Source organism: Donghicola tyrosinivorans, from assembly GCF_003003355.1.
GTDB classification, from domain to species: Bacteria; Pseudomonadota; Alphaproteobacteria; order Rhodobacterales; family Rhodobacteraceae; genus Donghicola; species Donghicola tyrosinivorans.
The window spans coordinates 452,753-472,821 of sequence record NZ_PVTQ01000001.1; the positions used below are offsets into that span (position 1 = coordinate 452,753).

A 20,069-nucleotide genomic window follows, 5' to 3' on the forward strand; every position below is an offset into this window, starting at 1 on the left:
CCATTATAGCTCACCCCACATGTCGGTTAGCAACTCGTCGTCTAGATCATCTCTATCATTGCTGAGCAGCGATTGCCCAAGCAGGGAGCGTCGATCGCGGAGCGACATCGCAAGATCACTGTCTCTCGACGCGCCACTAAGGTTCACAACAGTTCCATCCTTGATGTTGCTGTCTTGATGGATCGAAATTATTTCGTTCAGTTTTGCCAGTGATGCTTGGTGAGACTGGACCCATTTATCTGCTCCGAAATTGTCTTCGCCCATCGCGTGATGGGCATCAGACAGCTGCTTTTCTGTCAAAGCGCGACGACCCTCGATTTGTGTCAGGTGTTTATGATCGCCTTTGAAAAATACGTTTTCAGTGCAGTTCAAGCAGTCGCCATGCGATTGACATGGCAATAGGGAGTAGTCGTGAACACAGATTCCAAGCTCCGTCGTGAGCGCTGCACCGATCTGGGAAGAAAGGAACTCGCTCTTTTCGACAGGCGAATTGACACCGTGTATCCGGCCCGCTTCGAACATGGGGCCGACTGAATCGCCACTATCAAGGGCTGCACGAATTTGGCTTAACGTTTCTTCAGGCGTAACATGGTCGTATGCCTTGTTCTGCGCGATATGACGGCCGCTCCATTTCGCGATATCGAGCTCGCTCATGCCACGGATGTGGGCAATGGTGTTTAACCAATGACGGAAAGCATGAGTTGTAATTTTTATCTCTGTTCCGTCTCGCTCAGTGAAGCCCCATCTCTGGAAAACACTTGGGGTGGTGCCGCTGCGGTGCCCGGAAAGCCATCGATCAAGGGCAATAATGGTGACTTGCTCGACAACGCATGGATATTCCGCCCTTGTCTTATGAAGTTGATTTCGGTGCAATAACGCTAGGGTTTCCGAGTATTTCTGGTCATTATCGCCGTTAAAATGTGGAAAGTCCCGCGGTAACATACCAAGGATTTCTTGCGTTAGTTCTGGTAGGTTAAAGCTCGTCGAGCCGTTTTCTTTCTTTGTTTTGATTTTCTTTGCCTTGGCCCATACCGTCGTGCCGTATTTGGAAGCGGACGGAACAATGGAAGAAAGCGTTCCCTGCGTCAGCCATTCAGAACTGCGCTGCGGTTGTGCCCATTCGGGAAGCCAAATTACACCGGGGTTCATTTCATACCATGCAGCTACTGACCTGGCAGTACTGCAAATGCCACGTATCCTATCCACGGCTTCCTTGACAATGGATACCATTTGCGTCGGCACCCACTTTACCTGTGGAGGATTACCTTTTCCGGGAAAAACTCGGATACCGTAAGCCTCTCTCAGCTCACCGGTTTCTGGGTCTTTTACCTTTTCGAAGACCTCGCATTCTAACCGCAGCTGCAAAACTTCATGGGCCCTCAAAGGTATCGAGATGAGGATCGCACTAATTGCCGAGAAGAGCTTGTCTTCGAAAGATTCAGCATTTCTGAATACATGTGCAAGCGCGTGGAAAGCGTCGACGCTTGGAAGTTTGGCACTCCTTTTCGCGCTTGCTTGCGGCCCCAGGCGCTCATTTTGATCCTTCGGCTTTCTGATACCATGCTTCCATTGAAAGGGCGCAGCCAGTAGCCTCCTGTTCATGCAAAAGCGATGCACTTGTTGGATGTAGATAGCGAATTGGTAGTGCCGGGCGGGGCCGACGCCTTTTGCCGCCAATGAAACCGCTTCGTTCAGTACATTGACGTTTAGGAATTCGATCTTTGGCGTCAAACCGAATGACCGAAAGGCCGCCTCGATAAACTGCAACGCATTCAATCTTTTTATCTCGTTTTCAAACGCAACGGGAGAAGTTGAATGGGTGTATTTCATGTAGGACTTGGCGAAGTCGCGATAGGGTGAAGGCAGAGGTTCTCCGCTTAATATCTCTTGGTTTCTGCCTTGAACGCGCTCTAGGTTGTAGAAAGCGAACACGCGACGATCGCGGTTCTGGGCTTTAGTCCGGAACGAGTCACCAACATGCCAGATATCCGAACCCCATTCATCATAGGGGATTAGCGTATCAATCGACTGGCATAGCCTAATGAAAGCACTTACCCGATCTACTGGATATTCTATGTCAGGGTGGTCAAACCGAACTACGTTGATACTCAATTATCGATGCCTCCGCTGAGCTTCGCCGCATCACAAAGCTGGATGATTTCGGCAGCCGCCAGGATTGCACGATCTCGGATCGAGTAGATCTTCGCCGATATTCCGTTGTCTTCTAGGCGCTTCCTGTCGGCGATCATTGCTTCCATGAAAGCCTCATGGGGACCATCAGTCCAAGGCTGGAAGTGTCGGCAGGTGTAGCAAGCGAAGGGGGCAGCTAGGCCGCAGAAGCTCATCTGCCCGCAGTTGCCCAAGCGATCGTTGATGTTATCAATGAGAGACCTGTCATAAATCCTGCTTGAGCGATCTTCACCACGCTGTGCTTCTGCTTCAGTCTGTACAACCACACCGGCGAAGGCTTGAGCAAGTGGTGCGAGTTCCATTGCTAGATGACGGTCAAGTCGCAAAACCATCGAAGGGCTGGCTTCGTAATAGACTTCGACGTTCTGTGTGTCCGAGTGATCTAGGAGCTCCGCAACTGTCCATTTGTCCTTACTGTCGTCGACAGCTCTCTGCGCAAGCGTGATCCGGAACCGGCGAGAGTTGCCTTTCAGTTTACTGACTTTTCCGATAGTGTTGTTTATCAAGACACCAACCTTCTTTGCAGCCATATGGAATGGAAAATCTGGCAAAACGCCAATCTCGTCAGCGATGAAAAGCGGCGCTTCACCTGCACTTAACTCGTAGGCTGTGCGCTTGTCAGCATTGGACTTGATGACGTTCTCAAGTAGCTGACCGACCTGTTTGCTGCAGTATCGCGACGTGAATAGGTCGCGATGACCCACACCGCGCTGCTTAGCTCTAGGTATACGGATCGCGTAAGTTGCCCCCTCGGATCCTTCTGAAACGACGAGGTCCTTCTCCTTCAGGGCAGCAATCTGGATGGGGCGGATTCCGTAAGCGAGCAGAAGCCATGATATGGCAAAACGATAAAGGTCGATTTTGCCGTCAGCATAGGCTGCATTGAGATCGGACTGGATAGCGTAGAGTTCGAGATCACTGAACGCGCCTGCATTAGGGTCTCGTGTCCTGATCGACGTTCCCTTGATGTTGCCCCGGATTTTAGAACTTTTAAGATAGTCAATTGCTTCTCTTGAAGTGATCCCGAAACCCAAATTATCCATCTCGACCAACAAGATGCGAAGCACGCCAAGCTTCCATTCAGTTTTGTTGTCGAGTGTCACTTTGTAAGAAAATATGTGGTGAAGCTCGATTTGACTGATGCAAGGAATGTTGGGGTCGGCGATGCAATCTAGAAATCTTTGAAAAGTTGAAAAAAGGTTGCAAGCGTGCGTGAAAGAATAATTTTTTAAGGCAATGATAAAGAATTTTCTAAGTTTTAGGTCCAATGTGGCGGAAAGGCGCAAAAGTTTCTTGTAATCGAACGATTGTTGACGTGATAGGCCCGAGATCCTCCATACGTTTTCCCGCGGAGAAAACTCCACACCGTCTCGCGTAAAAGAACGGTCTGGTAAATCGAATTTTTCTTTTCTTACGGTTATTCTGGGATTTTGCATGGGCGTACTACTTTATGTTCTAGTCTTTAATTAGTCCGTCTTGCATCTTTTTTAAGAATTCATTAGATCGTTTTCTGACAGTTCGACGCAAATATATTCCTGCCGTCTCATCACTGCTCCACCCCATAAGACGTTTACGCCATTTGATCTCTTCTTCTGGGCTAATATTGCTTTTGCTATCTATGAGGTTTGAAAACGCGTCATTCCAAGAATGGCGTAGTAAGTGCGGCGACAGATTGTCGGGTATACCATCAACTCGTCCACGGAGGGCTTGAAATATCTTGTTGATACTCGATAACGACATCGGGGCTCCGCTTGGCGTCGAGGTGATCAAGAAGGGGTGCTTCTTGGCCTCCTGGAGCTTCGAGCGGTGTCTCACTACCCATTCATGAACTAGTTCTGATGTTCGATTGCTAATGGGCAGTACACGAGCGGAAGTTTTGTTCGCGGGCTTTTCAGTCCTCGGATCGTTAATATCATCCGGACGCCTGTGTATCGTGACGGTTCCATTTTTGTCAGTTATCGAGCAGTCTAGGACATAGATGTTCAAAAGCTCACTTCTACGTATTCCCAACTCTGCAAATAAGCGGAAAATCAAGTGATTTCTAAGGCGAACATTCTTGCTAAATGGGTTGTCAGGGTGGTCAGGCGCAGTGATGGTCAACAATTCTTTGACTATCTCAGGATCAACTCCCTCTTTGAGATCCAGCTGATGTATCGCACCTCCTCTTATGGCCTTGATATGCCTATCAAGTATTGAGAAGCAGGCGTTACGTCTGTCATTATAAAGTAGCCATTTGGAGTCCCAGCTCTGGAGTGTCGAAAGTTGATCAGCACTCAAGAATTCGAGAAAATTACGGATATTAGATAATCGATCACGCTTCAATCCGGGCTTAACAACTCTGCTTCGATAACACGTTTTAACGGCTTGACGATCAACATCGACACGCCACTTTAAACTACTTGCAAGAAGATCCTGCAAATGCCCTTCGCAAAACCCAACTAAATCGATAATCTCTGACAAGGTGAGGAATTCACCTTCTCTAATCCTTTGGTCGATATCAACCTTCCGACTGTCAGCCCAAATAAATAGGACCATTAAGGATCTGAGTTCATTAAACAGGGTATTGGGCTGCATACCCAAAGTACGTCGTGCCGCTATGGACCAGAAGGTAACCGACTGGATAGGGAGACCTGAAGAACGTCTAAAAAGTAGGGGTAGTCTTTCGCCGTTTGCAAGTTTTGACCAACGAATAACAAGGTAGTTTCTCTCGTTAGTTTCCAAAATAAAAAACTCCCCGCTACTGAGCGCGATGTTGCTATGCGCAGTTGCGGGGAGTCAATCATTATTTTATTAGAAATCTAGCACTTAGGTCATTTAGTTTACAAAGTGCGAGATGTTCCTTGCTAGAACGGGATTTCGTCGTCCAGATCACGGCCACCGCCGCCGCCACCATAGCTGCCGCCGTTGTCGGACGGGCCGCTGTCGTAGCCGCCGCCGTAACCGCCACCGCCGCCTTGACCGCCGCCGTAGTTGCCGCCACCGCCGCCTTGGCCACCTTCACCGCGTCCGTCCAGCATGGTCAACTCGCCGCGGTAGGGACGCAGGACAACCTCGGTCGAGTAGCGGTCCTGACCGGACTGGTCCTGCCACTTGCGGGTCTCCAACTGGCCTTCGATATAGACCTTGCTGCCCTTGCGCAGATATTGCTCGGCCAGACGAACCAGCGGCTCCGAGAAGATCGCGACGGTGTGCCATTCGGTGCGCTCTTTACGCTCGCCGGTGTTGCGGTCTTTCCAGTTTTCACTGGTCGCAATGCGCAGGTTTGCCACCTTGCCGCCGTTCTGGAAGCTGCGGACCTCGGGGTCGCGACCCAGATTGCCCACCAGAATAACCTTGTTCACGGATCCGGCCATGGTGTTCCTTTCGATTCTCTGTTCGTGTCCAATTTGACAGCAGGCTTACACAAAGCTCACCTGATGCGCGAGGGGGGCATGGGGGCGCGGCGTCGCAACGGGTTGGAAAATTCCCCCGCCACCGTTATGGTCCCCGCAGATTTACCCGAGGGTGTACGATGCGACAGCTAGTTTTTATTGGGACAATCACATTTTTCAGCGCGGCAATTGCCGCACCAGCCATGGCCGATATGGCCTCGTCTAAATCGCGGATGGCAATGTTTACGTCGCAGACAGGGGTTCTGGATCGGCGGGCGGCTGTACAATACAATGACTCGGTCCGGCTTCAGCCGACACCGCTTGTGACGCCCACCAAGTGGGACAATCCGACCTATTCGGGCAAATACAAAGGCCAGTACCTTGCCATGGCGCGCGCGGCAGCACGCAAGCATGGGGTGCCTGAGGATTTGTTCGCCCGTTTGGTCCAGCGAGAATCCGGCTGGAACCCCGGTGCGGTGTCTCATAAGGGCGCGTTGGGGTTGGCGCAGTTGATGCCGTCCACCGCGCAGCTTTTGGGCGTGGACCCGAAAGACCCCAAGCAAAACCTTGAAGGCGGCGCCCGCTATCTGGCCGAGCAATACCGAGAGTTCAACGATTGGCGTCTGGCTCTTGCTGCCTATAACGCAGGCCCGCAGGCAGTGAAAAAGCACAACGGCGTGCCCCCCTATGAGGAAACACGCGCCTATGTGACGGCCATTCTGGGCAAGTAACGGGCTGTATCAGGCGGGTTAATCCGCCTTTGCTGGTTGATTATCCGTCTCGATCAGCGACCAGCGGTCGTGGTGGTGTTCCAGCGCCTGATGGGCGCGGGCACCAAGGACATTTGCCCGCGCATGGCGGAATACGGATCGCCAGAAGGGCTGGATGATCGTTCCGTCCTCTTGCAGGAAGGCTTGGATCTTGGCGACGATGGCGCGCCGTGCCTCGGTGTCCGGTGTTTGCAGCGCCTGCTGGATCAGCCCGTCAAGGACAGGGCTTTTGATACCGGTCTCGTTCCACGCTCCGTCAGAGGTATAGGCCAGACTGAGTATTTGAACTGCAAGAGGCCGCGCCGTCCATTGGGTGCAAGACAAGGCATGGGTGCGCCAGCTGTCCCAGAACATCGGTCCGTGCAGCAGTTTGCGCGTCACATTGATGCCCGCATCGCGCATCTGCACCGCAATCGCATCGCCCGAGGCGCGGTTCCAGTCATCGTCTAGTGTGACCAGTTCAAACGTCGCGGCACTCGCGCCCGCCTCAGCCAGTAGATCGCGGGCGACCTGCGGATCGCGGGGGGCAGGGGGCATGGGCGTGTATTCGGGCTGGATTGGTGCCACATGGTGGTTCTCGCCCACCACTCCGCGATTGCGATAGCCCAGTTCCAGCACGATCCCGTTGTCCACGGCCCGTTGCAGCGCCTTGCGCACCCGCACATTGGCAAACAGCGGCACGCCGTTCACCATCTGGTTGCGATTGGCGCGGCAGATCAGGGTCGAGGCTGTCTGGACCTCGGACCGCTTTAACCCCAGCGCGTCGAAGGTCTCGATAAAATCTGCGCTGCTCTCATGGACCATGTCGATCAGCCCTTCCTTGAAGGCTTTGACCGAGGCCGCAGGGTCGGTGCCAAAGTCCAGATACTCGATCCGGTCCAGCGCGACGTCGCCGCCCCACCAACCGGGGCGGCGCTTGAGAACGGCCCGCTTGCCGACCTCTAGTGCGGCCAGCGTGTAGGGGCCGGTCCCGATTGGATTGGCGCTAAGGCTCGCGCCGGTTTTGTCAAAACTGGGATGGACGATCAGAGCGGGATAGTCGGTCAGATTGGCAATCAGGGCTGTATCTGGAAAGGCAAGACGCAGTGTCATGCGATGGGCGCTTTCCAATCGGATCGCGCCATCCTGTAGTTTTCCGGTCTGCTTGTTTCTCAAGGCGGCCATTCGCACCGCCATCGAGTTGCCCTCGACAGTCGGATCGCACCAGCGCTCGAAATTGTAGGCCAAATCTTCAACTATAAGTTGATCCCCGTTCGACCAACTTACACCTTCCCGCAGGTTGAAGGCGTATTGGGTGGCATCGTCGTTGACCTCCCAGCTTTCCAGCAGCCAAGGCTCAAAGGTGTAGTCGCTGCGCCAGCGGACAAGGTTTTCGCAGATACCCCGCGCGATGTTTCCCTTTTCGGACCAGTCGAACAGGCGCGGATCATCGACGGCCAGAACGCGCATCTGGCAGCGCAGGGTTGTTTCTTTCGGAAGGTCAGGGAGGCCCTCTTGCGCCTCGGCAGGTACGGGCAGGCCGATCAGGCCATAGGCCATGGCCGTGCTTGCCCCGAAGGTCGAGGCCAACGCCAGAAACTCACGCCTCTCCAACCGTCCTTCCGTGCAATCGCGGACCAGCGCGGGAATCACGGGGTGCAGGGCCGAGGGGGCGCGTTTGTCTTTGCGCATTGAGCTCTCCGGTAGGCAAATGGGCGGCACCGGAGAATGCGCAAAAGCGACGCGCGGGTCCGGATCTATTTCTGGAATAGCACACGTCGCCGGACCAAAGGTCAACTGCCCGACCATCTTTGGTGTGTAAAATCACTGTGCAGATTGCAGTGCGGTTGGCCTAGTCGAGGTGCCGCGCTAGGCCGCTTCGCGGAACTTTTGCCGGAAACTGTCCGGCGAGATGCCGCTTTGATTCAGGAACAATTCGGCAAAGCTGGTTTCCGAGCCATACCCTAAAGTTTCGGCAACTTTGCATATTTCCACGTCGGATTCAGCCAAACGCTCGCATGCGCACAGATGTTTCCGGTTTTTCAGGATGGTCTCGGCGTTTTGTTCGGCGTTGGTCAGGCAGATCTGATCCAGCTTTTCCGTCGAGATCCCCAAGACATCGGCATAATCTGCCACGGTCTTGTCCGTGCAGTGGTCGGTTTCAACCATACGGCTGTAGGCGCGGATCAGTTGAACATCGTTTTCCTGCAGGCGCGGATCGCACTGGGGGTCTTCGATCATCTGGCGCGACAGCCAGACCGAAATCAGTCCCAACAGACAAGCCGAGGCCCGTTCATGTCCGTTGCTCTTGCGCTCTTGCTCGGCGACGAGGGCATCGACAAAGCTGGTCATCTCGCACTGAGCCACGGTGTTGCGGATGCGCATGTGGACCGGATCGACGGGCAGCTCCACGTCCAGAACCGGCGCGATGCGGATTACAGTGCCGAACAACTGGCCGCTGGTTTCAAAGCGCACCATGGTGCCAGCGGGCACCAGAATGGCGTTATGGGCCCCGAAACCACTGCGCAGACCACCAAGGATCATGCGGCCCTGACCGCGGGTGATCCAAATCAGCAGGTGGTCGTTGTAGCCGCGCAAAGCGTTCCGTTTCCACTCAGGTCCCTGAGTGAACTGGTTCAGCGTCGAGGTGCGGATCGGCTCGCTTCCGTCTGCAAGCGTCCAGCCACCGGCCTTCATGGGGTTATAAAGCAATGCCCTGTTCATAGGGATATCTGTAACACCAAATGGGGAGGTGTATGTAAACAAAAAGACGGTCGAAAAGTTAACAAACCGGCAGATTCATGCCGTGATCTGGTGCCATGCTGCCATTTTACCGCGCAACCAACTGCGCTGACGCTTTGCATATTGGCGCGATGCAATGATTGCAGCTTCGATTGCTGTAGATTCGCTCATTTCACCTTGCAACTTTGCGATGAGTTCCGGTGCGCCGATTGCTTTTGATGATTGCAGATTCGGATTCCAAAGAGGAAGCATCGCCTGTGCCTCGGCTAAAGCGCCGGCTTCCATCATCAGGTGAAATCGTTTCCGGATTCGCGCATTCAGCCATTCTTTGTTAGGCATGATGCACAAGGGTTGTGCCTGCGTTAGCGGCATTATGGGTGGTGGCGTGTCGTCCTGCCAAGCGGCGATGCCCCTGCCGGTGCTGGTCAGAACTTCCCACGCGCGCTGGACGCGCACCGGATTGTTCCGGTCCAGTCGGGCGGCGCTTTCGGGGTCCAACTCGGCCAGCAATGCCTCGAAACCTTCGTCGCGGATACGGGCATCGGCCAGCGCACGCACCTCGGGCGGAGTGGCAGGGATCTGGGCAAGCCCTGTGGTCAGGGCGGTGAAATACAATCCCGTGCCCCCCACTATGATCGGCCGCTCAGGTCCGCGCAGCAGCGGTGTCAGATCGCGCAGCCATGCACCGACCGAATAGTCGGCATCATATGGAACGTGTCCGTAAAGAGCGTGGGGCGCCCGCGCCAGATCGGCGTCATCTGGCCGCGCCGTCAGGATGCGCCAGCCGTCAAAGACCTGTAGGGCATCTGCGTTGATCACGATCCCGCCTTGCGCCTCGGCGATCCGCAATGCCAGTTCCGACTTGCCGCTGGCGGTCGGCCCCGCAATCAGAACCGGCTTGGCCGGATCAAGGCTATCAGGGTCAAAATCATCAAGGCGGGTGGTCAAAAGTAGAGCCTTTCGGAATAGGGCGGGTTGTCCATTGAAACTGACGGTGTTTTCCGACATTTTGCGCCGGACTGAAAGAGCTTGACCCGAGGAACCGAAATGGACGCTGCTCAGGAAACCCAGAACGTTACATTCAAGCGAGTGCTTTTGAAAATTTCGGGCGAGGCCCTGATGGGTGACCAAGGCTTTGGCCTGCATCCGCCGACCGTCCAGCGCATTGCGCGCGAAGTGAAAACTGTCCACGATCTGGGCGTCGAGATCTGCATGGTGATCGGGGGCGGCAACATCTTCCGCGGGCTATCTGGCTCGGCGCAGGGGATGGAGCGGACCACCGCTGACTATATGGGCATGCTGGCCACCATCATGAACGCGCTGGCGATGCAGTCGGCGCTGGAAGAGCTGGGCGTCTTTACCCGTGTGATCAGCGCGATCCGCATGGATGAAGTGGCCGAGCCATACATCCGCCGCCGTGCGGTGCGCCACCTTGAGAAAAAACGCGTCTGCATCTTCGCTGCTGGCACCGGCAACCCCTATTTCACCACCGACACTGCCGCGACCCTGCGCGCCAACGAGATGAACTGCGAAGCCATCTTCAAAGGCACCAAAGTGGACGGCGTATATGACAAGGATCCGGTCAAACATTCGGATGCAAAGCGTTATGACGTCGTGACTTATGACGAAGTGCTGCAAAAGCATCTGGGTGTGATGGACGCCAGCGCCATTGCTCTGGCCCGCGATAACGACCTGCCGATCATCGTCTTCTCGCTGGATGAGCCGGGCGGCTTCCGCGGCATTCTGGCGGGGCAGGGCACCTATACCCGCGTCCACGGTTAACGCGGCTTGGGATGCACATCCTGCCAAAGTAAGGTATCACGGGTCTGAGAGGCCCCGAAAAGAAAGAGCAAGAACATGGCTGATGAAGAATTTGAACTGGATCTGGATGATCTGACACGCCGCATGGATGGCGCGATGGCCTCGCTGCGGACCGAATTCGCTTCGCTTCGGACGGGCCGCGCTTCTGCGTCGATGCTCGAGCCGATCATGGTCGAGGCCTACGGTCAGCGAACCCCCATCAACCAGGTTGGCACCGTCAACGTGCCCGAGCCGCGCATGGTCACCATCAACGTATGGGACAAAAGCATGGTCGGTAAGGTCGAGAAGGCGATCCGTGAAAGTGGTCTGGGAATCAACCCCCAGCTGAACGGCACCATCATCATGCTGCCGATCCCCGAGCTGAACGAAGAACGCCGCCGCGAGCTTGGCCGTGTGGCTGCACAATACGCAGAAAGCGCCCGAGTCGCTGTTCGTAACGTTCGTCGCGACGGTATGGATCAAGTGAAAAAGGCGAAAAGCTCTATTTCCGAAGATGACCAGAAATATTGGGAATCCGAGGTGCAGGACCTGACAGATAAGTATATCAAGTCTGTGGATGCTGCATTGGAAAGCAAGCAAGAAGAGATCATGCAGGTCTGATCAGACTCGCGTGATTCAACTAGGGAGGGTGCGTATGGCGCTCGATACCAAAGCCAAGCGCGCCCCCGAACATGTGGCCATTATTATGGATGGCAACGGCAGATGGGCTCAGGCAAAGGGGAAACCCCGCCTCTTCGGACACCACGCCGGTGCGCGTCGCGTGCGCGAAGTGGTTGAAGCCTGCCCTGATCTGGGTGTGAAATACCTGACGATCTTTGCCTTCTCGACCGAGAACTGGAAGCGGACCCAGACCGAAGTCGCCGGTCTCATGAGCCTGTTCCGCCGCTACATCACCAAAGAGGCACGCGCCCTGCGGGATGAAGGCGTGCGGGTGCGTTTCATTGGCGACCGCGTGCGGCTGGACAGCAAGCTGCAAACCATGATGGACGAGCTTGAGGGTTTGACCGCCCACAATGATCGCGTCCATCTGACCATTGCGCTGAACTACGGCAGCCGTGATGAGGTGGGCCGCGCCACCAAGGCATTGGCCGAGGATGTGGCCGCTGGCCGCCTGTCGCCTGACGACGTGGACGAAAACACTCTGGGCAAATATCTGGACACCTGCGTGCTGCCCGATCCCGATCTGGTGATCCGCACCAGCGGCGAGGCACGGATTTCGAACTTTCTGCTCTGGCAGTCCGCCTATGCGGAATATGAATTCATTGACACCATGTGGCCTGATTTCAGCGCCGAGGTGTTCGCCGAAGTCATTCAGAGCTACTGCAAGCGCGAACGGCGCTATGGCGGTGTGGTCGCATGAGTAATGCTGCAAAATGGAACGACCTGATCCCGCGAGCGGGTTCAGCTGTTGTTATGCTGGTGCTCGGTCTTGGCTGTATCTGGCTGGGGGGCGTTTACTACACCGCGCTGATCGCAGCGGCTGTGGGCTTTATGCTGTATGAGCTGCGCCTGTTGGGCAAAGCCGGTGACTATTCATATGCGGTGGCAATCGGTGTTCTGGGCGCGCTGGTGACTTGGTTCACGCCGTCCTTGCCTGGTGCGGCCTTGTTGCCGGTGCTGGTCGGCGTGATGGCTGCGGCCTCGGGCGGGATCAAGCCGCCGTGGCATATCGCCGTTGCGGCGGCTGTGATCATGAACGCCGGTTATGTGCTGGTGGCTCTGCGCACAGATTTCGGGATCGCTTGGGTCTTCTGGCTGATCTTCGTGGTAATCGCGTCGGACGTAGCGGGCTACTTCGTGGGCCGTATCATGGGCGGGCCAAAGTTCTGGCCCCGTTACAGCCCGTCTAAAACATGGTCCGGCACGATTGGCGGCTGGGTCGCGGCTGGCATCGTTGGCGCTGTCTTCGGGGCCTCGACGCAGGCAGGCTGGATTCTGGTGCCTGTCAGCGCAGTCATGGCTTTGGCGGCGCAGCTTGGGGACATTGGTGAGAGCGTTCTGAAGCGCCGCGCCGGTGTCAAAGACAGCTCGCGCCTTATTCCGGGGCATGGTGGATTTATGGACCGCTTTGACGGTCTATGCGGCGCCTGCCTGATTGCGATGTTCGTTGTGGGGGCTCTGTGAAGCGCATCAGCATTTTCGGTGCGACCGGTTCCATCGGCCAGAGCACTCTGGACCTGATCGGTCGCGCCCCTGAGCAATACAAAGTGGTGGTTCTGACTGGCGGCGCGAATATCGCCCAACTGGCAGACGACGCCAAACGGTTCCGTCCTGATGTGGTCGTGACTGCCTATCCCGACAAGCTGGATGATCTGAAGGCCGCGCTGGAGGGCACGGGGATCGAATGCGCCGCAGGGCAAGAGGCTCTGGTCGAGGCTGCAAGCCGTCCCGCCGACTGGATCATGTCCGCGATTGTCGGTGTTGCCGGTCTGGCCCCCGGTCTGAAGGCGCTAGAGCAGGGGACCACGCTGGCGCTCGCGAACAAGGAAAGCCTTGTGACCGCTGGTCCGTTGCTGCTGGAAACCGCCCGCCGCTATGGCGCCACGATCCTGCCTGTGGACAGTGAGCATTCCGCGATTTTCCAAGCCCTCGTGGGCGAGGAAATGGATGCGGTCGAACGCATCGTCATCACCGCCTCGGGCGGTGCTTTCCGCGATTGGCCGGTTGATCAGCTGGCGAATGCCACGCTGGCGCAGGCATCGACCCACCCGAACTGGGATATGGGACAGCGGATCACCATCGACAGCGCGTCCATGTTCAATAAGGCGCTGGAAGTTATTGAGACCAAAGAATTCTTCGGCGCCCCGCCTGAGATGATCGAGGTGTTGGTTCACCCCGAATCCCTGATCCACGCTTTGGTCGGCTTCAACGACGGCGCGCTGATGGCCCATGTGGGCCCCCCCGATATGCGTCACGCCATCGGATATGCCTTGAATTGGCCAGATCGCGGTCATTTGCCGGTGGACCGTCTGGATTTGGCCAAGATCAGACAGCTGACCTTCCGCGCCCCCGAAGATGCCCGCTATCCCGCGCTGCAACTGGCGCAGGATGTGATGAAGACCGGCGGTCTTTCTGGCGCGGTGTTCAACGGCGCGAAAGAGCGGGCGCTGGATCATTTCATCGCCGAGCGCATCCGGTTCACGGATATGGCCGCCCTTGTGGCAGGCGCGCTTGAAGAATTGATGCGACAGAATGTTATCAATTTGGAAGTCACACTTGATAACGTGCGCCAGTTGGACCATCTGGCTAGAGAGGCGGCTGACCGCATCGCACTGGACTTAGTAACATAAGAGGCGACTTTGGATATTCTCGCGCTGGCCCCGCAACTTGGTAGCCTGCTTTACACTGTGGCGTCCTTCATTCTGGCGCTTGTCGTCATCGTCGCTGTTCATGAATACGGACACTACATCGTAGGCCGCTGGAGCGGGATCAAGGCCGAGGTCTTCTCACTTGGGTTCGGGCCTGTGCTTGCCTCGCGCGTGGACAAGCATGGCACGCGCTGGCAGATCGCCGCGTTGCCCTTGGGCGGCTACGTCAAGTTTCTTGGGGATGCGGATGCCGCGTCTGCGGGCAAGGACGAGGCTGCTATTGATGCGCTCAGCGAATCCGACCGTCGCCACACCATGCATGGTGCGCCACTTTGGGCGCGGTTCCTGACGGTTCTGGCGGGGCCGGTGTTCAACTTTGTCCTGTCGATCGCCATTTTCTCGACCGTGATCTTTTGGGAAGGCCAGCCGAAAGCGCCGCTGACCGTTGATCAAATGCAGGAACTGCCGAACCCCGCGATTACGCTTCGGGAAGGGGATGCCATTCTGGCCGTGGGCGGACAGCCCATCACCGATCTGGCAAGCCTGTCGAAGGTAAAGCAGGAACTGCCCGCCGCCGCGTTGGTCGATTACGACGTCATGCGTGACGGGCAAGAGATCACCGTTCAGGGGCCTCATCCGTTCCTGCCGCTGGTTAGTCAGGTCAGTCCGCGCTCTGCCGCCTATGAGGCCGGACTGCGCCCGGGCGATGTTTTCACCCAGATCAACGGTGCGCCTGCCTATACGTTCCAGCAGCTCGTGGACGCGGTTGAAGGCTCGAACGGAGCACCTGTGGCCCTGAAGGTCTGGCGCGACGGCACCGATATGGATGTGACCCTGACCCCCAAGCGTGTGGATGAGCCGAATTTTGACGGCGGCTTCACCACCCAGTGGCGGATCGGCGTTGTGGGCAAGGTTTTCTTTGAGCCCGCAACCGCCCCCGTGGGTGTGTTGGCCGCGCTGAACAGCGGCGTGCGCCAACTGTGGTTCCTGATCGAGGGCTCTATCAGTGGTCTGTGGCACATGATCACCGGCGCGATCAGCACCTGTAACATGTCTGGCCCCGTAGGCATTGCCGAAGTGTCCGGCGCGATGGCCAGCCAAGGGGCGCAGAACTTTGTCTGGTTCATCGGCTCGCTCTCGGCGGCGGTCGGTCTTCTGAACCTTTTCCCTGTTCCGGTTCTGGATGGGGGGCATCTGGCCTTTTATGCCTATGAGGCTGTGGCAGGCCGTGCGCCCAGTGACAAAGTCCTGCGCGTGTTGATGGCGGCCGGTCTGGCGCTGGTGCTGTCGCTGATGGTCTTTGCCTTGGGCAATGACATCTTCTGCCCCTGATACTGCCCCAATCCCGCCCTAATTCGTAAGTATTGCTTACGAAACTTTTTGACGGGATAAGGTTATGACTGCGCTAGTGCACGGGTATCAGGGCTTTGGATTGTTGGTTAGTATGAACTGGGACCGCATCCTGTTTCTGTCTGCGACGGCTGGCGGTTTGGCACTGGGTGCCTTCCTTGGTGGTCAGCTGTCGTAAATACACATCATCTTGGCCTCAAAACGGGTGGTTGGTTTTGACAACCAACCACAATCCCGATACTGACTTCGGCAACTTGGGTTGTATTCACGGGGTCGTAGCCATGACCGAATTTTCGCGCCGCACGTCGGCAGGTGTTCTTACCGCTGCACGTCTTATGGTCAGCGCCGCCGCCCTTGGCGCAGGCGCTTTTGTTTTGACTGTCCCCAGCGTTATCGAGGCGCAGAGCTATTCTTTCAATTCGGTGTCTGTCGAAGGCAACCAGCGGATCGAAACCGCGACGATCCTCAGCTATCTGGGCGTTGCACGGGGGCAGAGCATCTCGGCAGGCGAATTGAACGCCGGCTACCGCCGTCTGGAAGAAAGTGGCCTGTTTGAATCCATCAACGTCGAGCCGCGCGGCAACACGCTGGTCGTTACCGTTGTGGAATACCCGACCGTCAATCGCATTAGCTTTGAAGGCAACCGCCGTCTGGACGATGATGAGCTGCAAGCGATCATCGAAAGCCAACCGCGCCGCGTTCTGAACCCTGCGTCGGTGACCCGTGACGCGCAGTTGATCGCTGAAGGCTACAGCCAGCAGGGCCGCATCGCAGCCCGCGTGCAGCCGCGGATCATCAAACGCTCGGACAACCGCGTCGATCTGGTCTTCGAGATTTTTGAAGGCGACGTGACCGAGATCGAGCGTATCAGCATCGTGGGCAACAAGGCCTATTCGGACCGCCGTCTGAAGCGCGTTCTGGAGACCAAACAGGCTGGCCTGTTGCGCCGCCTGATCCGCCGCGATACCTATATCGAAGACCGCGTGGCCTTCGACCGTCAGGTGCTGACGGACTTCTACAACTCGCGGGGCTACGTGGATTTCCGTGTGACCGGTGTGACCCCGCAGGTGACCCGCGAACGCGATGGTGTCTTCCTTCAGTTCAATGTGGAAGAGGGCCAGCAGTTCCGCTTCGGCAACGTTACCATTTCCAGCGAGCTGTCCAACGTGGACCCCGACGATTACGCGGCTGCGCTGAACGTCAAAGCGGGCGAAATCTACTCGCCCACCGCCGTTGAGACCGTCATCGCGCGTCTTGAGCGCCTGACCATCAAGAACCAGCTTCAGTTCGTCCGGATCGAGCCGCGCATCACCCGCAATGATCGCGATCTGACGCTGGATGTGGAATGGGTTCTGTCGCGCGGCGAGCGTATTTTTGTTGAGCGGATCGACATTGAAGGCAACACCACCACGCTGGATCGCGTTGTCCGCAACCAGTTCAAAGTGGTCGAAGGCGACCCCTTCAACCCGCGTGAAATCCGTCAGGCGGCTGAACGCATCCGCGCCCTTGGCTTCTTTGAGGACAATGTCGAGGTGAATGCCCGTGAAGGCTCTAGCCCCGATCAGGTGATCATCGATGTGGACGTGACCGAACAGCCGACCGGTGCGATCAGCTTTGGTGCGAACTATTCGACCAGTGACGGTGTGGGTCTGGTGGGCTCGTTCTCTGAACGGAACTTCCTTGGCCGTGGTCAGTCGCTGCGCATCAGCGTCGGTAACTCGGATAGTTCTAGCAACTATGGCGTCAGCTTTGTCGAGCCGAACTTCCTTGGCCGCGATCTGGCCTTCGGCCTGACCGCAAACTACGTGGAGAGCACGCCGACCTACGCGGAATATGACACCCGCAGCGGCCTGTTTGAACCGTCGCTGACCTTCCCGGTCAGCGAGCACGGTAACCTGCAAGTGCGCGCCAAGGCGGCGCAGACCGACATCTACAACGTGGATGACAGCGCCAGCACCGTGGTCAAGAACGAGGGCGAAGAGGGCGCACTGACCGCTGGCGGTCTGGGCTATACCTACAGCTTCGATAACCGCCGTTCGGGTCTGAACCCTGCGGCTGGCTACTATTTCGCGATTAGCCAGGACTTCATGGGCGGCGCGGACGAGCAGTATATGGAAACCACTGTTCGTGCGCAGGCGTTCAAAGCCATCATGAACGAAGAGGTCGAACTGCGCGCCACCTTTGAGGCAGGCAACCTTGCCTTCGCCCAAGGCACCAGCCGCGTGGCCAACCGTTACTTCATGGGCAGCCGTGTGATGCGGGGCTTTGAAGGTGGTGGTATCGGTCCCCGCGATGCGGATACCGGCGACGCACTGGGTGGTAACAGCTTTGCTGTGGCCCGTTTTGAGGCCGAATTCCCCCTTGGTCTGCCCGAGGAATACGGCATCTCGGGTGGTGTATTCTACGATGTCGGCTCGCTCTGGGGTCTGGATAAGACCTATGGCGCCAACATCCTGTATCAGGATGCCAGCATCCGTCAGGTGGCCGGTGTCTCGATCTTCTGGACCACGCCGATTGGCCCGCTGCGCTTTAACTGGACCGAGGCGCTGGAATCCCGCGCCGAGGACAAGCCGCGCGGCTTTGAATTCACCATCTCGGCCGAATTCTAATGCGTCTGCCTTTGGCAGTTTTGATGGGCGTCGCCACCTTGTGTGGGGCGCCCGTTTTCGCGCAGCAGCAGCTTGATTTCGGCCAAGGCGTCGGGGTCGAGGCCGAGGCGCGCTCGGTTCTGGTGATCGATGCGGACCGCCTGTTCGCCGAATCGGCGTTCGGCAAGCGTGTCGCAGCCGAAGTGGACGCCGCCGCGCGGGCACTGGCTGCCGAAAATACCGCGCTTTCGACAGAACTGGATGCTGAGGAAAAGGCGCTGACCGTCGAACGGGACAAGCTGTCGATTCAGGAATTCAGCGCCAAGGCGGATACCTTTGATGAAAAGGTAAAACGTATCCGCGCCGAACAATTGACCAAAGAGCGCGAGCTGACCGATTTGCGCCAAAAAGGCGAAACCCGCTTTCGTGAACTCGCCCGTCCCGTGTTGCGGGCCATCATGGACCGCTATAAAGCGGCGGTCCTGATGGATTTACGCGCCATTCTCATCGCGCTGGATACGGCGGATGTTACAGACGAAGCCATAGCTGAAATAAATGCCCGCATTGGCGATGGATCAAAGGCGGAAAGCGGCCAGCAACAGTAAGGTGCAGTGCTTGCCCAGTGCCCTCCAAATTGGTACTCAGCCGGGGATAACAGATAGAAGGTACAGCCATGACTGAGCCCCGCACCGAAGCGAACATCGACCTGATCCAGCGCCTGCTGCCCCACCGCTACCCTTTCCTGCTGGTGGACAAAGTGGTCGAGATCGACGGCATCCAGTCAGCCAAAGGCATCAAGTGCGTCACCATGAACGAGCCGCACTTCCAGGGCCATTTCCCCGGCAACCCGATTATGCCCGGCGTGACCATCATCGAAGCCATGGCGCAGACCACCGCTGTGATGGTTGGCACCACTTTGGGCCTCGAAGATCAGAACATGCAGATTTACTTCATGGCGATCGACAAGTGTAAGTTCCGCCGCATGGTCCGCCCCGGCGACGTGTTGGAAATGAAGGTGGAACTGGTGCGCGGCAAGCCCGGCGGTAAGGTCTGGAAATTCGCAGGCGAAGCCACCGTCGAAGGCGAACTGGCCGCTGAAGCCGAGTTCACCGCCATGATGGATATGCCCAAGGGCGCAGAGGCCTGAGCATGGCCATTGATGCATCTGCACAGGTCCACCCCTCGGCAGTGATCGAAGAGGGCGCGGTGATCGGTCCCGATTGCCAGATCGGCCCGTTCTCGGTCGTCGGTCCGAAGGTCAAGCTGGGACGGGGTGTGATCGTGAAATCCCACGTCGTACTGGCGGGCAACACCGAGATCGGCGATGAGACTGTGATCTTTCCCTTCGCCTGCATTGGCGAGGTGCCGCAGGACCTGAAGTTCGACGGTGAAGAGACATACCTGATCATCGGCAAGCGCAACCGCATCCGCGAAGGCGCGACCATGAACCCCGGCACAGCCGGTGGCGGGAACTACACCCGCGTTGGCGATGACTGCCTGTTCATGACCGGTGCCCATGTTGGGCACGATGCGCATGTGGGCAACCGCGTGATCATGGCGAACCAGTCGGCGCTGGCCGGTCACTGTATCGTTGATGACGATGTGATCATTGGCGGCCTGTCGGGTATCCATCAGTGGGTGCGCATCGGGCGCGGCGCAATTATCGGCGCGGTGACCATGGTGACCAACGATGTGCTGCCGCACGGTCTGGTGCAGGGGCCGCGCGGTAAGCTGGATGGTCTCAATCTTGTGGGCCTGAAGCGGCGCGGCGTGGCGCGTGAGGATATCACTGCCCTGCGTGCTGCCTTCCAGACCCTTGCCCAAGGGGACGGTCCTTTCATCGATCGCGCCAAGCGCATCACCGAAGACAGCGAGAGCGAATACGTCAAACAGATGGCCGAGTTCATCCTTGGCGCGTCCGATCGCTCGTTCCTGACACCGAGCTGAACA

Annotated in this window: 19 protein-coding genes; 12 read left to right on the forward strand and 7 right to left on the reverse strand. The window is 57.0% G+C overall.

All coding sequences use genetic code 11. The features are described from left to right. Positions 1 to 3: 3 nt before the first annotated feature. From CLV74_RS02165 to ssb, 4 genes are all read right to left on the reverse strand, one after another. Entirely contained in the window at positions 4 to 2,112 is a 2,109-nt protein-coding gene (locus CLV74_RS02165) for a hypothetical protein (protein ID WP_106262554.1), read from the reverse strand. Continuing rightward, positions 2,109 to 3,626 carry a site-specific integrase gene (locus CLV74_RS02170; RefSeq protein WP_106262555.1) on the reverse strand — a complete coding sequence of 506 codons (1,518 nt, stop codon included), beginning with the start codon at positions 3,624 to 3,626 and terminating at the stop codon, positions 2,109 to 2,111. Before CLV74_RS02170 ends, CLV74_RS02165 begins: the two co-directional genes overlap by 4 nt. Positions 3,627 to 3,645: 19 nt before the next feature. After that, positions 3,646 to 4,911: a tyrosine-type recombinase/integrase gene (locus tag CLV74_RS02175; protein WP_146134889.1), complete on the reverse strand. Its 1,266-nt coding sequence runs from the start codon at positions 4,909 to 4,911 to the stop codon at positions 3,646 to 3,648. Between the two features lie 122 nt (positions 4,912 to 5,033). Further along, the gene (gene ssb / locus CLV74_RS02180; protein WP_106262557.1) at positions 5,034 to 5,543 is read right to left on the reverse strand and encodes a single-stranded DNA-binding protein; all 510 of its coding nucleotides are present in this window, start codon (positions 5,541 to 5,543) and stop codon (positions 5,034 to 5,036) included. Between the two features lie 158 nt (positions 5,544 to 5,701). Here ssb and CLV74_RS02185 point away from each other — a divergent pair, with 158 nt between their 5' ends. Continuing rightward, positions 5,702 to 6,292, forward strand: a complete 591-nt coding sequence (locus tag CLV74_RS02185; RefSeq protein ID WP_245888428.1) for a lytic transglycosylase domain-containing protein — start codon at positions 5,702 to 5,704, stop codon at positions 6,290 to 6,292. An 18-nt stretch (positions 6,293 to 6,310) separates the two neighbouring features. On the opposite strand, the gene CLV74_RS02190 is transcribed toward CLV74_RS02185, so the two are convergent. From CLV74_RS02190 to miaA, 3 genes are all read right to left on the reverse strand, one after another. Then, the gene (locus tag CLV74_RS02190; RefSeq protein WP_106262558.1) at positions 6,311 to 8,002 is read right to left on the reverse strand and encodes an ABC transporter substrate-binding protein; all 1,692 of its coding nucleotides are present in this window, start codon (positions 8,000 to 8,002) and stop codon (positions 6,311 to 6,313) included. A 177-nt stretch (positions 8,003 to 8,179) separates the two neighbouring features. Next, the gene (locus CLV74_RS02195) at positions 8,180 to 9,034 is read right to left on the reverse strand and encodes a helix-turn-helix domain-containing protein (protein ID WP_106262559.1); all 855 of its coding nucleotides are present in this window, start codon (positions 9,032 to 9,034) and stop codon (positions 8,180 to 8,182) included. Positions 9,035 to 9,109: 75 nt separating this feature from the next. Next, positions 9,110 to 10,060, reverse strand: coding sequence for a tRNA (adenosine(37)-N6)-dimethylallyltransferase MiaA (miaA, locus tag CLV74_RS02200; RefSeq protein ID WP_106262560.1), 951 nt, complete (start codon positions 10,058 to 10,060; stop codon positions 9,110 to 9,112). A 39-nt stretch (positions 10,061 to 10,099) separates the two neighbouring features. Here miaA and pyrH point away from each other — a divergent pair, with 39 nt between their 5' ends. The 11 genes from pyrH to lpxA all read left to right on the forward strand — a co-directional run bounded on the left by pyrH (position 10,100) and on the right by lpxA (position 20,066). Continuing rightward, positions 10,100 to 10,834 carry a UMP kinase gene (gene pyrH / locus CLV74_RS02205; protein ID WP_106262561.1) on the forward strand — a complete coding sequence of 245 codons (735 nt, stop codon included), beginning with the start codon at positions 10,100 to 10,102 and terminating at the stop codon, positions 10,832 to 10,834. A 75-nt stretch (positions 10,835 to 10,909) separates the two neighbouring features. Then, complete coding sequence (gene frr, locus CLV74_RS02210; RefSeq protein WP_106262562.1) at positions 10,910 to 11,473, forward strand: ribosome recycling factor; 564 nt, start codon at positions 10,910 to 10,912, stop codon at positions 11,471 to 11,473. 34 nt (positions 11,474 to 11,507) lie between these two features. After that, positions 11,508 to 12,233, forward strand: coding sequence for an undecaprenyl pyrophosphate synthase (locus CLV74_RS02215; RefSeq protein ID WP_106262563.1), 726 nt, complete (start codon positions 11,508 to 11,510; stop codon positions 12,231 to 12,233). Beyond that, positions 12,230 to 12,997: a phosphatidate cytidylyltransferase gene (locus CLV74_RS02220; RefSeq protein WP_106262564.1), complete on the forward strand. Its 768-nt coding sequence runs from the start codon at positions 12,230 to 12,232 to the stop codon at positions 12,995 to 12,997. The genes CLV74_RS02215 and CLV74_RS02220 overlap by 4 nt, the downstream gene beginning before the upstream one ends. Then, positions 12,994 to 14,163 carry a 1-deoxy-D-xylulose-5-phosphate reductoisomerase gene (gene dxr / locus CLV74_RS02225; RefSeq protein ID WP_106262565.1) on the forward strand — a complete coding sequence of 390 codons (1,170 nt, stop codon included), beginning with the start codon at positions 12,994 to 12,996 and terminating at the stop codon, positions 14,161 to 14,163. Before CLV74_RS02220 ends, dxr begins: the two co-directional genes overlap by 4 nt. 9 nt (positions 14,164 to 14,172) lie before the next feature. After that, positions 14,173 to 15,513 (forward strand): RIP metalloprotease RseP, encoded by a 1,341-nt coding sequence (gene rseP / locus CLV74_RS02230; protein ID WP_106262566.1) that lies wholly within the window; start codon positions 14,173 to 14,175, stop codon positions 15,511 to 15,513. 64 nt (positions 15,514 to 15,577) lie between these two features. Beyond that, positions 15,578 to 15,709 (forward strand): hypothetical protein, encoded by a 132-nt coding sequence (locus CLV74_RS23345; protein WP_281260635.1) that lies wholly within the window; start codon positions 15,578 to 15,580, stop codon positions 15,707 to 15,709. A 103-nt stretch (positions 15,710 to 15,812) separates the two neighbouring features. Further along, positions 15,813 to 18,140, forward strand: a complete 2,328-nt coding sequence (bamA, locus tag CLV74_RS02235; protein WP_106262567.1) for an outer membrane protein assembly factor BamA — start codon at positions 15,813 to 15,815, stop codon at positions 18,138 to 18,140. Beyond that, positions 18,140 to 18,724, forward strand: coding sequence for an OmpH family outer membrane protein (locus CLV74_RS02240; RefSeq protein ID WP_106262568.1), 585 nt, complete (start codon positions 18,140 to 18,142; stop codon positions 18,722 to 18,724). Before bamA ends, CLV74_RS02240 begins: the two co-directional genes overlap by 1 nt. A gap of 68 nt (positions 18,725 to 18,792) precedes the next feature. Further along, a complete protein-coding gene (gene fabZ, locus CLV74_RS02245; RefSeq protein ID WP_106262569.1) occupies positions 18,793 to 19,266 on the forward strand; it encodes a 3-hydroxyacyl-ACP dehydratase FabZ in 474 nt (157 codons plus the stop codon). 2 nt (positions 19,267 to 19,268) lie between these two features. Beyond that, positions 19,269 to 20,066 (forward strand): acyl-ACP--UDP-N-acetylglucosamine O-acyltransferase, encoded by a 798-nt coding sequence (gene lpxA, locus CLV74_RS02250; protein WP_106262570.1) that lies wholly within the window; start codon positions 19,269 to 19,271, stop codon positions 20,064 to 20,066. The last annotated feature ends 3 nt before the right edge of the window (positions 20,067 to 20,069 follow it).

Coding starts and splice junctions, on each gene's coding strand:
- ssb (WP_106262557.1), bottom strand. CDS start 5,543: ATGGCCGGATCCGTGAACAAGGTTATTCTGGTGGGCAATCTGGGTCGC.
- CLV74_RS02185 (WP_245888428.1), top strand. CDS start 5,702: ATGCGACAGCTAGTTTTTATTGGGACAATCACATTTTTCAGCGCGGCA.
- lpxA (WP_106262570.1), top strand. CDS start 19,269: ATGGCCATTGATGCATCTGCACAGGTCCACCCCTCGGCAGTGATCGAA.
- CLV74_RS02240 (WP_106262568.1), top strand. CDS start 18,140: ATGCGTCTGCCTTTGGCAGTTTTGATGGGCGTCGCCACCTTGTGTGGG.
- pyrH (WP_106262561.1), top strand. CDS start 10,100: ATGGACGCTGCTCAGGAAACCCAGAACGTTACATTCAAGCGAGTGCTT.
- CLV74_RS02195 (WP_106262559.1), bottom strand. CDS start 9,034: ATGAACAGGGCATTGCTTTATAACCCCATGAAGGCCGGTGGCTGGACG.
- frr (WP_106262562.1), top strand. CDS start 10,910: ATGGCTGATGAAGAATTTGAACTGGATCTGGATGATCTGACACGCCGC.
- CLV74_RS02215 (WP_106262563.1), top strand. CDS start 11,508: ATGGCGCTCGATACCAAAGCCAAGCGCGCCCCCGAACATGTGGCCATT.
- CLV74_RS02190 (WP_106262558.1), bottom strand. CDS start 8,002: ATGCGCAAAGACAAACGCGCCCCCTCGGCCCTGCACCCCGTGATTCCC.
- CLV74_RS02170 (WP_106262555.1), bottom strand. CDS start 3,626: ATGCAAAATCCCAGAATAACCGTAAGAAAAGAAAAATTCGATTTACCA.
- bamA (WP_106262567.1), top strand. CDS start 15,813: ATGACCGAATTTTCGCGCCGCACGTCGGCAGGTGTTCTTACCGCTGCA.
- CLV74_RS23345 (WP_281260635.1), top strand. CDS start 15,578: ATGACTGCGCTAGTGCACGGGTATCAGGGCTTTGGATTGTTGGTTAGT.
- CLV74_RS02220 (WP_106262564.1), top strand. CDS start 12,230: ATGAGTAATGCTGCAAAATGGAACGACCTGATCCCGCGAGCGGGTTCA.
- miaA (WP_106262560.1), bottom strand. CDS start 10,060: ATGTCGGAAAACACCGTCAGTTTCAATGGACAACCCGCCCTATTCCGA.
- fabZ (WP_106262569.1), top strand. CDS start 18,793: ATGACTGAGCCCCGCACCGAAGCGAACATCGACCTGATCCAGCGCCTG.